The 13,591-nt window shown below is 58.9% G+C and carries 13 protein-coding genes; 2 read left to right on the top strand and 11 right to left on the bottom strand.

All coding sequences use genetic code 11. The features are described 5' to 3' along the window. Positions 1 to 31: 31 nt before the first annotated feature. The 4 genes from FIU93_RS23390 to FIU93_RS23375 all read right to left on the bottom strand — a co-directional run bounded on the left by FIU93_RS23390 (position 32) and on the right by FIU93_RS23375 (position 4,282). A complete protein-coding gene (locus FIU93_RS23390) occupies positions 32 to 1,579 on the bottom strand; it encodes an ABC transporter substrate-binding protein (protein ID WP_152506923.1) in 1,548 nt (515 codons plus the stop codon). 63 nt (positions 1,580 to 1,642) lie between these two features. After that, the gene (locus tag FIU93_RS23385) at positions 1,643 to 2,545 is read right to left on the bottom strand and encodes an ABC transporter permease (RefSeq protein ID WP_152506922.1); all 903 of its coding nucleotides are present in this window, start codon (positions 2,543 to 2,545) and stop codon (positions 1,643 to 1,645) included. A 4-nt stretch (positions 2,546 to 2,549) separates the two neighbouring features. Continuing rightward, positions 2,550 to 3,476 carry an ABC transporter permease gene (locus tag FIU93_RS23380; RefSeq protein WP_023004002.1) on the bottom strand — a complete coding sequence of 309 codons (927 nt, stop codon included), beginning with the start codon at positions 3,474 to 3,476 and terminating at the stop codon, positions 2,550 to 2,552. Next, positions 3,470 to 4,282: an HAD family hydrolase gene (locus FIU93_RS23375; RefSeq protein ID WP_152506921.1), complete on the bottom strand. Its 813-nt coding sequence runs from the start codon at positions 4,280 to 4,282 to the stop codon at positions 3,470 to 3,472. Before FIU93_RS23375 ends, FIU93_RS23380 begins: the two co-directional genes overlap by 7 nt. Positions 4,283 to 4,508: 226 nt before the next feature. On the opposite strand from FIU93_RS23375, the gene FIU93_RS23370 reads away from it, so the two are divergent. Then, positions 4,509 to 5,402 (top strand): LysR family transcriptional regulator, encoded by an 894-nt coding sequence (locus FIU93_RS23370; RefSeq protein WP_152506920.1) that lies wholly within the window; start codon positions 4,509 to 4,511, stop codon positions 5,400 to 5,402. A gap of 15 nt (positions 5,403 to 5,417) precedes the next feature. Here the strand turns inward: FIU93_RS23370 and FIU93_RS23365 are convergent, their stop codons facing one another. The 5 genes from FIU93_RS23365 to FIU93_RS23345 all read right to left on the bottom strand — a co-directional run bounded on the left by FIU93_RS23365 (position 5,418) and on the right by FIU93_RS23345 (position 10,332). Further along, a complete protein-coding gene (locus tag FIU93_RS23365) occupies positions 5,418 to 6,080 on the bottom strand; it encodes an aspartate/glutamate racemase family protein (protein WP_152506919.1) in 663 nt (220 codons plus the stop codon). A gap of 8 nt (positions 6,081 to 6,088) precedes the next feature. Continuing rightward, complete coding sequence (locus tag FIU93_RS23360) at positions 6,089 to 6,928, bottom strand: ABC transporter permease (protein WP_055653687.1); 840 nt, start codon at positions 6,926 to 6,928, stop codon at positions 6,089 to 6,091. 2 nt (positions 6,929 to 6,930) lie between these two features. Beyond that, positions 6,931 to 7,767: an ABC transporter permease gene (locus FIU93_RS23355; protein WP_031270739.1), complete on the bottom strand. Its 837-nt coding sequence runs from the start codon at positions 7,765 to 7,767 to the stop codon at positions 6,931 to 6,933. A gap of 196 nt (positions 7,768 to 7,963) precedes the next feature. Next, positions 7,964 to 9,274, bottom strand: coding sequence for an extracellular solute-binding protein (locus FIU93_RS23350; RefSeq protein WP_023014488.1), 1,311 nt, complete (start codon positions 9,272 to 9,274; stop codon positions 7,964 to 7,966). A 65-nt stretch (positions 9,275 to 9,339) separates the two neighbouring features. Then, positions 9,340 to 10,332, bottom strand: coding sequence for an ABC transporter ATP-binding protein (locus FIU93_RS23345; RefSeq protein WP_023004009.1), 993 nt, complete (start codon positions 10,330 to 10,332; stop codon positions 9,340 to 9,342). Between the two features lie 259 nt (positions 10,333 to 10,591). On the opposite strand from FIU93_RS23345, the gene FIU93_RS23340 reads away from it, so the two are divergent. Beyond that, positions 10,592 to 11,329: a GntR family transcriptional regulator gene (locus FIU93_RS23340; RefSeq protein ID WP_152506918.1), complete on the top strand. Its 738-nt coding sequence runs from the start codon at positions 10,592 to 10,594 to the stop codon at positions 11,327 to 11,329. 30 nt (positions 11,330 to 11,359) lie between these two features. Here FIU93_RS23340 and FIU93_RS23335 read toward each other — a convergent pair whose 3' ends face one another. Further along, on the bottom strand, positions 11,360 to 12,397 hold the full coding sequence (locus FIU93_RS23335) for a FecR family protein (protein WP_152506917.1): 1,038 nt from the start codon (positions 12,395 to 12,397) through the stop codon (positions 11,360 to 11,362). Positions 12,398 to 12,621: 224 nt separating this feature from the next. Beyond that, positions 12,622 to 13,419, bottom strand: a complete 798-nt coding sequence (locus FIU93_RS23330) for a class I SAM-dependent methyltransferase (protein ID WP_023004012.1) — start codon at positions 13,417 to 13,419, stop codon at positions 12,622 to 12,624. Positions 13,420 to 13,591 lie beyond the last annotated feature (172 nt).

Here is a 13,591-nt window from a genome sequence, read left to right as displayed (position 1 = left end):
CGCCGCCGGTGTACCGGCGGCGCTTTTTTGCTTAGTTGAACGAAATGGAGCCGGCGCGGAAGTCGAGCACGTAGGGAATGTGACCCGGCTTGGGAGCCCAGTTGACGTTGGTCTTCATCGCCCAGCTTTCATATGGGCGATACAGCGGCAGCACCGGCGGATCCTGCTTGATGCGCTCCATCAGCTCCGCATAGGCTGCGCGACGCAACTCGACATCACCGTTAAAGCGGAACTGCTCCCAGCTCTTGGCGTAGTCTTCGTCCGTGTTGAAACGGCCTTCGGATTCAGACGGACCATTCGGAGCCCACATGACGCCGAAGCTGCCGAACGGGTCGGCGAAATACATCGGGTTGGACCAGTTGCGGGTCATCATGTCAGGGGAGTTGCCGCTCCATTTGTCCTGGACGTTGACCTTGCCCTTGATACCGACTTCCGCCCACATCTCCATGATGGCCTGGGCCGCCAGAAGGCCGTTGGTGTAGTAACCGGGAGCGGTGTCGTAGGTGATTTCGAAGCCGTCGTAGCCTGCTTCCTTGAGCAGTTCCCTGGCTTTCTCCGGATTGTATTCGAAGGTGGTCAGCTCCGGCTGGTACAATTCGCCGAATTCCGCAAGCGTGTGCGTGGACGGAACCACGGCCTTGCCACCCCACAGGGCTTCGTTCAGCGTGTCACGGTCGATGGCGAGCGACAGGGCCTGACGGATGCGGGCATCCTTCAGTTTCGGATGGTTCACATTCATGATCATGACGTGGAAGAGGGCAGTGGCGCTGCCGGCGGCCTTCATGTCCGGATCGTTCTCGATCAGCTGAAGCTGGTCAGGTGCGATGTTGGTGACGATGTCGGCTTCACCTGTTTTCAGGGCCGTGATGCGTGAAGCAGTCTCCGGCATATGCCGGACAGTGACCTTGTCGAGCGGTGCCTTTTCGCCCCAGAAGTCGTCAAAACGTTCCCAGACCACTGTTTCGCCCGGCACGAATTCGGCAACCTTGTATGGGCCTGTGCCGACCGGCTTCAGGGAAAAGGCTTCAAAGTCGTCATGCTCAAGCTTGTCCGGGTCGCCTGCAAGGCTCTTGGTGTAAGCTTCCGGAATGATCATGACCTGCTGCAGGTTCAGCAGTGTTTCCCAAAGAGGCTCCGGGCGCTTTGCATGGATGCGCACGGTGAGATCATCGACCTTCTCGGCCTTCTCGAAGTTTTCAAGACGGTCCCGGGCACGCACCTGATAGGGTGGGAAGTCAGCCTGATACATCCGGTTCAGCGAGAACACGACGTCGTCGGCGGTCATTTCGGCACCATTGTGGAACTTTACGCCTTCACGCAGTTTCAGTTCCATGATCGTCGGTTCGACAAGTTTCCATTCTGTCGCAAGGCCCGGCTGCCATTCAGTGTCGGTGGTGTCGTGGTTCTTTGCGATCAGCGTATCGAAGGCGTTGTAGTAGAACTGTGAGCCGACATTAGAGTGATCGCGACCCGGATCGAGGTAGCTGGACACGTTGGCTGCACCAACGGTGAGTTCTGTTGCGAAGGCACTTGTCGCCATGAGCGAAGCAAGAGCGGTGGTTGCCAGTAGTTTGGTCATATCGAGCCTCCAAGGCTGCTAGGGTGGAGCGTTGGCCGTTCCGGCTTCTGTGGTTGGGTTCGGTCAGCGGGACCTGAGACGGACATCCGCCTTGTCGCGCAGCCAGTCGCCAAGGATCTGGACTGCGAATGTAAGGAGCAGGATCACCATCGCGGGGGCGAGAACGATCCAGGGGGCCGTCGGCAGGTAGTCGCGGCCGATGCCGACCATCGATCCGAGCGTTGCGGTTGGCGGTTGAACGCCGAGACCGAGGAAAGACAGGGTCGATTCCAGGATGACGATGTTGGAAAAGTTCAGTGTGAACTGGACGACGATCGGCGAGACGACATTGGGCAGGATGTGCCTCACCGCAATCCGGAGCGGCGTAGCACCTGCTGCACGTGCCGCTTCGACAAAGGGCATCTGGATAAGCTTCTTCACTTCACCACGCACGATCCGCGTGTATTGCTCCCAGCCGTAGACACCGAGCACGAGGATCATCACGTCCAGGGATGAGCCCATGACTGCCAGAATGAGAAGGGCGATCAGGGTGAAGGGTATGGCGATCTGCGCGTCGACCAGGCCCATGATGACCTCTTCGAAAACACCGCCGATGATGCCGGCCATCAGACCCAATGTACCGCCGATCAGTAGACCGATAACGGCTCCAGCAAGGGCGAGTGCGAAGGTCAGCCGCAGGCCGTAGATGCAGCGGGAGAAGATGTCCCGGCCGAGTTCGTCGGTGCCGAAATAGAAGCCGTCCTTGTAGCGTTCGAACCCGATTGGCGGACGCAGGCGGGAAATGAGACTTTGGGCATTCGGGTCGAAGGGGGCAACCCAGGGGGCGGCGAGTGCCGTCACGATCAGGATCAGGCCGATGAGAAGCGCGATCCGGACAATCCAGTTCGCATCCGACCAGATCGGCAGACGGTATGTTCTTGTGCCGGTATTACGCGGCGAAGACAGGTTGGGTGTTGCGTCGGTCATGCGCTTATCCCTTGGCAAGGCGGATGCGCGGATCCGCGAAGGCGTAGGCGATGTCAACCACTGCGTTGATCACGATGACCGCGACAGCGACGGACAGGACACCGAACTGGAGGACTGGGTAGTCACGCAGGATGGCGGACCGGACGAGGAGATCGCCGATACCGGGCCATGCGAAGATCGATTCCACGACAACGCTACCCGCCGCCGCGAGGCTGGCGATCTGTAGTCCGACCACGGAAAGCAGCGTGATCGACGCGTTGCGCAATCCGTGCTTCAGAATGACGATCCACTCCGGCAGGCCCTTGGCACGGGCTGTGCGCATGTAGTCCTGGCTGAGCACGTCCAGCATGGCGTTGCGAGTGAAGCGGGTGATCGCAGCAACCAGCGTGCCGGAAATGGCAAGCGTCGGCATGATGAAATGCAGCGCCGTTCCATCGCCAATGACGGGCAGCCAGTTGAGCGTGTAGGCAAAGATCAGCACCAACAGGATGCCGATGATGAAGGACGGCACGGCATATCCGAGAAAGGCGATCACCATTACCACGCTGCCGATGATGCTGGTGCGGTATATGGCGGCCAGAATACCGAGCGGTATGGACACTATCAGCGTGAAGCACACCGCGCTCAGCAGCAGTTTCAAGGATGGCCAGGCACGTTCGAGAACGATTTCCGAAACCGGCCGCCTTTCCAGGAAGGACAGTCCGAACTCGCCCGAAAACACCGAGCTGAGATAGCGCCAGTATTGGGTGCCGATGGAGGAATCCAGACCGTAGTAAGCGATCAGGAGGGCCCGGTCTTCCTTGGTGATGCCTTCGCCGAGAACGAAGTCGACCGGATTTCCGGAAAGCCTGGTGGCGAAGAAGACGAGCGTCACGATGAGGAACAGGGTGATCGCCATCCGCAAAAGGGTTCGCAGAACGTAGGTCAACATGCGCTCGCCTCCACTGACGACGGGTGAGTGAGCGGTAACGTGTCTTCCACCGGAGCGCCGTTCGCGAGCGGCGAGGGCGTTGCGACGAGGTGAATGAAATCGAGACCGGCAAGGGTTGCCGCCGCACCGTCGGTCGCGGCGTTGTCGCCCACAAAGACAGCCTCGCTCGCCGGAACGCCCGCAGCTTCAAGTGCCGCGTTGATGAGGAACGGCTGAGGTTTGCCGATAACCCTTGGCGCGATCTCCGGACAGCACGCCTTGAAAGCTGCAAGCAGGGAGCCGGTTTCCGGCACCGGGCGACCGTCCGCATTCGGGTGGGAAAGATCCGGATTGGTCACGACCAGCTCTGCGCCTTGCTCCAGCAGTCGCAAGGCCTTTTCCAGTCCGGTCAGGGTGAACTTTGTATCCCGGGCAAGCAGGACGACGTCGGTCCGGTCGTTCGCACGCTCAAGGCCGAGCTCTGTTGCAAGAGCGTGAAGCGGCTGTTCGGCTATTACATGGATGCGCGCGCCCGGACGTTCCGCTGCGATCGTGCGCACAGCCAGCTCACCTGCAAGAAAGATGCTTTCCTGCGGCAGCGGCAGTCCGATTGCGTTCAGTTTTGCCGATAGCGTGACACTTGTGTCGGCCGAGTTGTTCGAAACGATCGATACCCTTTTGCCGGCAGCCCGGACAAAATCTTCCGCGCCCGGCAATGCTCGTCCGGCAGCTATCAGGCAACCGTCCAGATCGCACAGGATTGCGGCATAACCGTCAACCTCCGCGGCGCCAAGCCATTGAATTGTTGTTGTTTTGCGAGTCCGCATTGCGACGTCCATATCTGTCCGGTTGCCTTTCGGTACCACCGATCGACATTGAGGATCCGCCGGTACGGCAGGCGGATTGTTCTGGTCAGGAAGGGCCGTGCTCCGTTGGCGTGGCCCGCTGAAATCGCAATCAAATTGTCGTCACTCTGTGACGCTGCCGTAACAGAGCGAACCTATGGTTTGAGGTGATCAAACCTTTGGCTTTGCTAATCGGAGAAAACCTGGAATGACACTTTCCCTGTCGCGCATTCGGGCGGTCAACGCGGTCGCGTCCGGAGGCTCATATGCTGCAGCGGCACGGGCGCTGAAGATTTCGCAGCCGGCCGTCGCGCGTCATGTCAAAGACCTTGAAGCGGAATTTGGTGTACGCCTGTTCGACCGGAAAAACGGTGTCTTGTCGCCAACCCCCCTGTGCAACGAGCTATGCGACGTCGCCGAACGCATGGCAGAAGCCGAACGCGCAGCAACACGGCTTTTGACCCGTCACAACACCTTGCTGAACGGTCGTTTGAAAATCGGATTGGGAAATTCGATGCCGGGCATGGCGTTGATCGCGCAATTTCTCAAGCGGCATCCAGGCATCGAAATCGCGGTGGAAACAGGTTCGCATGAGCGGATCACGCGGGCAGTGCTGACCCGCGAAGTCGACATCGGTGTGCTGCCGGATGTGCCTGCGGATGGCCGTTTCCGGCGCGCCTTGCTTGCAAGGCAGAATGTCGTTGCCATCGTCCATCCCGACAGCCCGCTTTCCCGGGAGCCGGCCGTGACCTGCGAACGGCTGATGGCCGAACCCCTGATTTTCCGGACAAGGGGATCCTCCACCCAACGGGTGGTCGACAGGGCCTTTCGTTCTGCCGGGTTCGAGCCTTCGCCTCTTTTGACACTGGACACCCGTGACGCGGTTTATGAAGCAGTGGTCAATGGCCTCGGGGTCGGTTTCATGTGGCGGTTCGGAACCGGGCGAACCGATGTCGTTCACCGGGTTCCGGTCTCGGACATGCAACGCCAATACGAGGAAGTGGTTTTCTCGCTCGGCGACGAGCGCAGCATGCTGTTCGACGTTTTCTTTTCCGCCGTGGAAAGCTTCCGCACGGAGGCGGAGGTCATTCTGGACCACTAGCAGGCGAGGGGACGCCTAGGCGGTGATCGCCTCTGCAAGACGCACAGCGGACGCCACACCATCAATGACGGGTAACTTGAATTGCGCCGTCAGGTCGGCGGCCAGATCCGCCATGCCCGCGCAACCGAGTGCGATTGCGCCGATGCCGTCCAGTCTCAGAGCGGCCTGGATTTCCGCCTCGATCTTGTGCCGGGCATCGCTCTCGGGGTTTTCCAGTTCGAGAACCGGTACGTCCGATGCACGCACCCTGACACATCGGGCGGCAAGGCCGGTGCGCTGCAGGTTCTCTTCCAGCACCGGTACGGAGACGGACAAGGTGGTAACCACCGAAAACCGTTCGGCCGCCACGGAGGCAACATGGTAGGCCGCCTCGCCGATGCCAACCACCGGGACGCGGGATTTCGCCTTCAGTTCCCAAAGGCCGGTGTCGTCGAAGCATGCGATGATGACCGCGCTGATGCTTGGGTCGGTCTTCAGCGAGCGCTCGAAGAGATCGAACAGGCCGGGCAGGGCAGCCTCGCCATCGGCTGGTCCCTGAATGGCTGCCGGTCCCTCCAGTGGATTGATGGCCGTAATCCGGCTGAAGGGACCGGCTGCGGCGCGAGCAGCCGCCGCGATCTTCTGCGTCATTGAAGCCGTGGAATTCGGATTGATGACGAGGATGTGTATGTCGCGCATGTAAGGCCCTAGACCATGCCCTTTCCGGCATCCGAGCCGTGCCGTGACCTGCGTTTGTTCAGGATGACGACAATGGCCAGGAACAGGCCGATGATGCCGAAGGAGAAGGCGGTTGTCAGAGTGCCGAGCGCAAAGATCACCGGCGTCGTGACGTTTGTTGTCATGCCGTAGATTTCCAGCGGCAGCGTGTTGTAGCTGCCGGCCGTCAGAAGCGTGCGGGCAAACTCGTCATAGGACAGGGTGAAACCGAACAGGGCGACCCCGATCAGCATCGGCGCGATTATCGGCAGCACGACATGACGGACAGTCTGCCAGGCGCTTGCGCCCTGGTCGCGCGCGGCTTCCTCGTAGGATTTGTCGAAACGGTTGAAAACCGCGAACATGATCAATAGGCCGAAGGGCAAGGTCCAGGTCAGCTGCGCGCCGAAGCCCGAGGTCGACCAATGCACGGCAAGGCCGGACTGGGAGAAGATCAGGCCGACGCCGAGCGAAACCAGGATCGACGGGATCACCAGCGAGGTGATGATCAGATAGAAGATCGCACCGGACCCGGGAAACCGCTTGCGGAAGGCAAGGCCGCCCATGACGGAGACAACGACCGTTGTCACCATGACCATGAGGCCAAGCACGAGCGAGCGCGAGAAACTGCCCCAGATATCCCCGACGGCCTGTTGTTCGAACAGGTCGTGGAACCAGTGCAGCGAGACGCCGCGCATCGGGAAGGTCAGCCCGCCCTGCGGTCCCTGAAAACTCAGGATCGCGATGGTGACTGTCGGGCCATAGAGGAAAACCAGGAAAAGGCCAAAGAACGCGGCAAGCGCATAGAAGGAGCGCGAACGTTTTTCCATGATCAGAGCTCCTTCCGGATGTCGACGAAGCGCAGCAGGATCGAGATCACCAGAAGCACCGTGATCAGCAGGATGACCGCTGTTGCCGCGGCAGAGGGATATTGCAAAAGCGCGATGTCGTTGGAGATCAACCTGCCGACATTGGCCTTCTGGCTGCCGGACATGAAGCGCACGGTAATGAAGTCGCCCATCACCAGCGTGACGACAAAAATGGAACCGATCATGATGCCGGGTTTGGTCAGCGGAATGATGACGTTGGTGAGTGTCTGCAGACCGGTGGCGCCATTGTCATAGGCTGCCTCGATCAGCGAGCGATCGATACGCATCATTGTGTTGAAGATCGGGACCACCATGAACAGTGTGTAGAGGTGGACAAAGGCCAGGATCACCGAAAAATCGGAAAAGAGCAGCCAATCCAGAGGCTCGTCAATGACGCCCATCGAGATCAACGTGGAATTGGCGATGCCGTTGCGGCCCAGGAACGGGATCCAGGAAATCATGCGGATGATGTTGGATGTCCAGAACGGGATCGTGCACAACAGAAACAGAACGATCTGCCAGGTCAGCGTGCGCACGTGAAAGGCGAGGAAATAGGCAACGGTAAATCCGATCACCAGTGTGATCGCCCAGGTGATCAGCGCGTATTTCACCGTGTTGAAGAACACCTGGTAGGTCACTGGAGACGTCAGCAGGAATTCGTAGTTGTCGAACTGGAAGGCCGGGTAGATCGAGAATTCCGTCGCTCCCCAGAAACTCACCACGACGATCATGGCAATCGGCAGAACCAGGAAGAAGAACAGCACCAGCGCCAGAGGCAGCGACAGTAGCCAGCCGGTCATGGCATCGGGCAGGCGACTGAGGCTGAAGGGAGCCTTTGCACGAGCTTTTGCAGCCGGGGCCACGCTGGAAATGGACTGTGTCTGATCCGTCATGAAGGTCGGGTCCGGTAAGTAGAGAAGGCGGGTGTCATGCTCGCCCCGGGTGTCTTGAAGTGCCCGGGAAAAGTTTCCCGGGCACCAGTGTGTCGGCTCAGCCTCAGGCGGCGATGAACTCGTTCCACTTGCGAACCATGTACTGGTTCTCGTCCATGACAGCGTTCCAGCAGGCAACGGCACCCATGCGCTCGTAGAACGAGCCGCCGTCGCGGGTTTCGCCGGCTTTCGCCAGAACGTCACCGAACGGGTTGGTGATGTCGCCGGTGGCTTCCTTGCCTTCGAACCAGTAACCCCACTCGTTCTCGTCCATGTGGTTCTTGGAGGTTTCCGGCACGGCCGAGTAGTAGCCCTGGCGCATCAGGAAGCCGCCGACCCAGCCGTCGAGATACCAGTTGATGTATTCGTAGGCTGCTTCCAGTTCGAGGCCGGTCAAGCTCTTGGAGAGACCGATGCCACCACCCCACGACCGGTAACCTTCCTTGAGCGGCTGATAGACGCAATCGATGCCGCGGGACTTCACGGCAGTGATCGCCGGAGACCACATGGACTGGATCACGACTTCGCCGGACGCCATCAGGTTGACGCTTTCGTCGAAGGTCTTCCAGAAGGCGCGGAACTGGCCGTTTTTCTTGGCTTCGGTGAAGATCGCCATGGTTTTGTCGATCTCTTCGCGGGTCATGTTGCCCTTGTCGCCATACTGGATTTCGCCCATGGCTTCGCAAACCATGGCCGCATCCATGATGCCGATGGAAGAGATGTCGAGGATCGATGCCTTGCCCTTGAATTCCGGGTTCAGCAGTTCGGTCCAGCTTTCGATCGGGCGGCCGATCAGGTCCGGACGGATGCCGAGTGTGTCGGCGTTGTAGATGGTCGGGATGAGTGTCATCCAGCCAGTTTCTTCGGTGGCGAACGCCTTGCCGTCCGGACCGTCGACAAAGCCGACCGTATGCGGCGCGGTGCCCTGTGCGATCACGGATTCCGGCGTCAGCTTGCCGCTTTTGAAGATGCCGACGATCTTGTCGTAGTTCTTGATCTTGGAGGTGTCCATTGCCTGCAGGTTGCCGGTCGGCCAGACCTTCTTGCAGATCCAGTATTCGATGTCCGCAATGTCGAAGCTGTCCGGCTGGGTCGCCGCGCGCTGGGTGACGGCGTCACTGTCCAGAGCGGTCATTTCCAGGGTGAAGCCGAGATCTTCCTTCACCTTCTGCGCTACTTCGTTGAGGTTGGACACGCCGGTGCCGAACTGGCGCAGGGTCACGTCCTTGATGTTCTGTGCCCAGATGGTCGGGAAGCCGGTGATGGCTCCCGAACCCAGGGCCGCACCGGCAGCAGCAGCGCCGCCTTTCAGGATGCTGCGGCGGCTGACGCCTTTCTTGGTCATCTGTTCAGTTTTTCCCACTGTATCTGTCATGTTCTTACTCCTGTTCCCCTCTGGAGTTTGTTCGGCCTCGGGAGAAGGCCTTCGATCGGCAGCCTTCAGGCAGCCAGTTGGTGTGCGTCTTCCGGCTTCCATGTCAGGAAGACGGTTGCGCCGATTTCGATCGGGTCCTGGAAAAAGGCTTCGTCGGTGAGTGCGGCCGTCAGATCGCCGGCGCCCCCCGCATCAAGCGCGAGATTGACGGTGGAGCCGAGGTATTCGACGTCCTTGACGAAGGCCGTCAGAACGGCGCCGTCCTCTCCGGCCGCCTTTTTCACCCTCAACCTGTCTGCCCGCAGCGCGACCGAAGCGCCTTTCTGCTGCAGCACGTTGTGGCCGCCGATGAAGCGGGCGACGAACTCGGTTGTTGGCGTGTTGAACACATCGCGCGGGCTACCTGCCTGCTCGATCTTGCCGCCGTTCATGACGATGATGTCGTCCGCCAGCGCGAGGGCTTCGTCCTGGCTGTGCGTGACGTGGATGAAGGAAATGCCGAGCTCGCGCTGCAGCTTCTTCAACTCGAGCCGCATCTTGATACGCAGGAACGGATCGAGTGCCGACAGCGGTTCGTCAAGCAGAAGCACGGAAGGTTCGGTGATCAGGGCACGGGCCAGGGCAACACGTTGCTGCTGACCGCCGGAGAGCTGCGAAGGCAGCCGTTCCGCATACGCTGCCATATCCACCAGTTCCAGCAACTGACGGGCCTTCTTGAGCCGGACCGGTTTTTCGACACCCTTCATCTTCTGGGAAAAGGCGACGTTATCGACCACGGACAGATGCGGAAACAGCGCATAGTTCTGGAACATCATCGCCGTGCCGCGCCGGGCAGGTGGAAGATCGGTGATGTTGGTGCCACCCAGAACGATGTCGCCGGTGGAGACGCTCTCATGGCCGGCGATCATTCGCAGGGTTGAAGACTTGCCGCATCCCGATGGCCCCAGCAGGCAAGAATAGGTGCCGGCGGCGAATTTGTGATTGATCGCGTCGACCGCAATGGTCTCGCCATAGATCTTGGTGGTGGCTGCCAGTTCAAGGTCCAGGGACTTCGCCATGGCCGGACGTCTCCTTCAGAAAACCGTTTTCGGCTCCTGAGACAGCAAGTGCCGTGCCAACGCGAAAAACTGGCGGAATTCCGGAGATCCTGATGAGAAGTCGGAGCAATGAGCAAATTCTCACCGGTAAAAGTGCACAATATTTTGGCAAATTAAATACGATATGAACAAAAATTGTATACGATCCTAGATTGCCGCTTCGGATGGCGGGGAGTAGGATCAAGGCACCGCTCAACCCCCATTGGGCACTTCAAGAAAAATGACCAAACCTGTGACCACAGCCGATCTTGATCAACGCAGCAAGCTGCATGAAGTCTTCGCCCTACCTCAGGGCCGGGCCCTTGAAATCTGCCTGAAGCTTCAGACTGCCATTCTGGAACACAAACTGACACCGGGGCTGAAACTGTCTGAGGATGAGGTGGGCGAAATTTATGGCGTCAGCCGTACCGTCGTGCGCGCTGCGTTGCAGGCACTCGCCCATTCCGGGCTGGTCGCCATGGAAAAGAACCGTGGTGCCTTCGTCGCAAAGCCGTCGATCCGCGAGGCTCACGAGGTGTTTCAGGCCCGTGCCCTGATCGAGCCTGCCGTGGCCAGGCTGGCAGCCGATGTCATCACCGACAGGCAGCTCGCGCAGTTGCACGCACATCTGGATGCGGAACATGCAGCTCTTCATGCCGGTGACATGGGCAAGGCGCTGTTCCTGTCCGGAAGCTTTCATACGGAGATTGCGGATATCGCCGACCATCGGGTATTCGCCGGCATGATCCGATCACTGATCTCGCGCTCTTCGCTGATCATCGCTCTTTACTGGAAGCGCTCAGACACTGCCTGTGAAAGCCACTCTCATCATGCCCTGATGAATGCCTTTGAAAAGCGCGACGGCGCTGCAGCCGAGAAGATCCAGAAGAGCCACATCGTCGATCTGCATTCCGGTCTGGATTTGCGAGAGAAGTCAGCCCTCGGCCGCTCTCTGGGAGAAGCGCTCGGCAACGGCTGAAGAGCGGAACTCGGAAGAATCTAGAGAAGGTTAGCGTCCGGCAGAAGCTCCGGCGCCACCGGCATTTGCGTTTGCGCCACCGTTTCCGGTGGATGCGCCTGCGCTGGCCCCGCCAGCTGACGCGCCGGCGCTTGCCCCGCCGCTGTTTGATGCGCCTGCGGAACCGGAGTTACCGGAACCGGCGTTACCGCCAGAGCTTCCGCTGGAATTTGCACCAGAGTTTCCGCCAGAGTTTCCGCCTGAGTTGCCATTGGCGTTACCACTCGGCCCGCGATCACCCGAGTTGCCGGAGGAGGCATTTGCGTTGCCGTTACCGCTGGCGGCATTGTCACGCCCGCCGGTGGTGGTGTTCTGAGCTTTTGAGCCCGCAGGTGACAGGCTTGCCGGGGTATCGCCGAAGCTGGGCTTGCCAGGTGTACCTTGCTGGATGGCGGCGCGGCTCTTGCCTACGGATTTGAGACCGTTGAACTTCCCCGGAGCGCTTTGGACGCTTTGGCCTGCACGCAGGTCGCTTTGCTGCCCGGATGCGAGATCCTGAACACCAACGACGCCGCGCTGAACCGAAACCTGACTTTCGTTGCCGGTTACGGTTACCGAAAAGCGGGTTCCCTTGACGACCGCTGCAAGATAAGGCGTTTCAACCCTGAAAAACGGTCTGCCGCGGGTCTCGACATCGACATCGATCGTTCCCTTGCGTTGAAGCAGCGTGGTCTGGCTGTCGTTGCTGCGATATTGCGATAGTGCAAATTCCGTATTCGGGCCGACCGTGATGCTGTCGTTGCCTCGCTGAAGCACAGCGCGTGCGCCTTTTCGCGTCGCAATGGTATGGCCCTTGTGAAGTGCCATCCCCTTGCTGGCCCGGTGCGCCTGAATGCCTGGTGCGACCAGATAAACCGTTCCGGAAATCCGTGTGATCACCCATTCGGCTGCATAAGCTTTTGTCAGTCCTGCAGACAGGGGAATAAGCAGCAGAGCCAGCAGAACAGCTGCGGCACGAGTTTTCAGCGTCCTGCGCAAAGCCGGAAGGCTGTTAAAAGGAAGGCAGTAAACAGCGTGGCCGGCGTGCATCGGCAATACTCGATAGTTGTGTTGTCATGCACTCTTATCGATACCGGCTTAACGTAGGGTGAAGAATAAAGGTTCAATTTATTCTTGCAATTGTAAGTTTAAATAGTTTGACTTAGATTTTTTGAGTTGATTTTATTTCTTCTGCTGTACTGAAGGTAATAATTCTTTCACCATGTCAAGAATAGTTGGTTTGGTATTCAAATCGGCAACCCAGGTCGGGTGGTTCATTTCCTGGCACAGATTGCGTAGCGGTGCTGCGTTGCCCTTTCCAGACCCTTGAAGAAAGGCAGGTGACGCCGTTGTGCCCGGTGAACGGCTTTCAGGTCCGTATCGACAACGATTTGAGTGAAACCGGCCTGTCGCAATAGTTCCACGACTGCTTCTGCCCTTGCTCCCCTCGAGAAATGAACGCGGGACAGGATGCTGCGATGTGTTTCCATCATGTCTGCCGGCTTTGCTTCCGGTTGCGCGAGCAATCCAAAGCGAGCACGAGTTTTTGAAAACGTTGCGAGCAACTTTGCGAACCAGCCAGGATTGACAAAGTCTCCGTCGACGACGAGCAGCTGTCCTCCCGGTTTCAGCACCCGGTGCCATTCCGCAAAGGCGGCCGCAGGATCGACCAGGGTCCAGACAAGGTGCCGGCACGTTATGGCATCGTAGCTTTCGGACGCTTCCATCGTGCGTTCGGCATCTCCAAGCAGAAAGCGGATCGTGCGCCCGCGTTTCCTCGCCTTTTCTCGGGCCTTGGCAAGCATGGGTTCCGCCCAGTCCATCCCGGTCACCTCAAAGCCGAGGTCGTCGAGCAGGTGCGAGATAACGCCGGTTCCGGAAGCAAGGTCAAGAACGCGCCTGGAGCCGCCCGGGCCCAGATGCTTTTCGAACAGCCTTATCCAGGCGGTGTGCTCTTCGTCGGAAAAAATCTCGTGGCCCGGCTGGGTGTCGAAGGTCTCGGCCCGCTTGCCCCAGTATTCCTTGATTTCTTCACGCAGATCGAAATTCGAGAGTGTGTCTGCGTCGCTCATCAGGCGTATTGCTCCGGTTGCTTGGAACCATTCCAAAAGATAATTCTTGACTCATATACTCAGGAAAAATACGAAAAACAAGAATTTAAAACTCAACTTATAACCTCAATAAAAAATCGAGGCGGATGTGAGCAAAATCAGAAGCTTGGCAGCATCTTTGCTGGTAACGGCT

Origin of the sequence: Labrenzia sp. THAF35 (assembly GCF_009363595.1) — a bacterium.
GTDB lineage: Bacteria > Pseudomonadota > Alphaproteobacteria > Rhizobiales > Stappiaceae > Roseibium > Roseibium algicola.
Note: the sequence above shows the minus strand (reverse complement) of the source record. Positions and strands in the feature narration are given on the sequence as shown.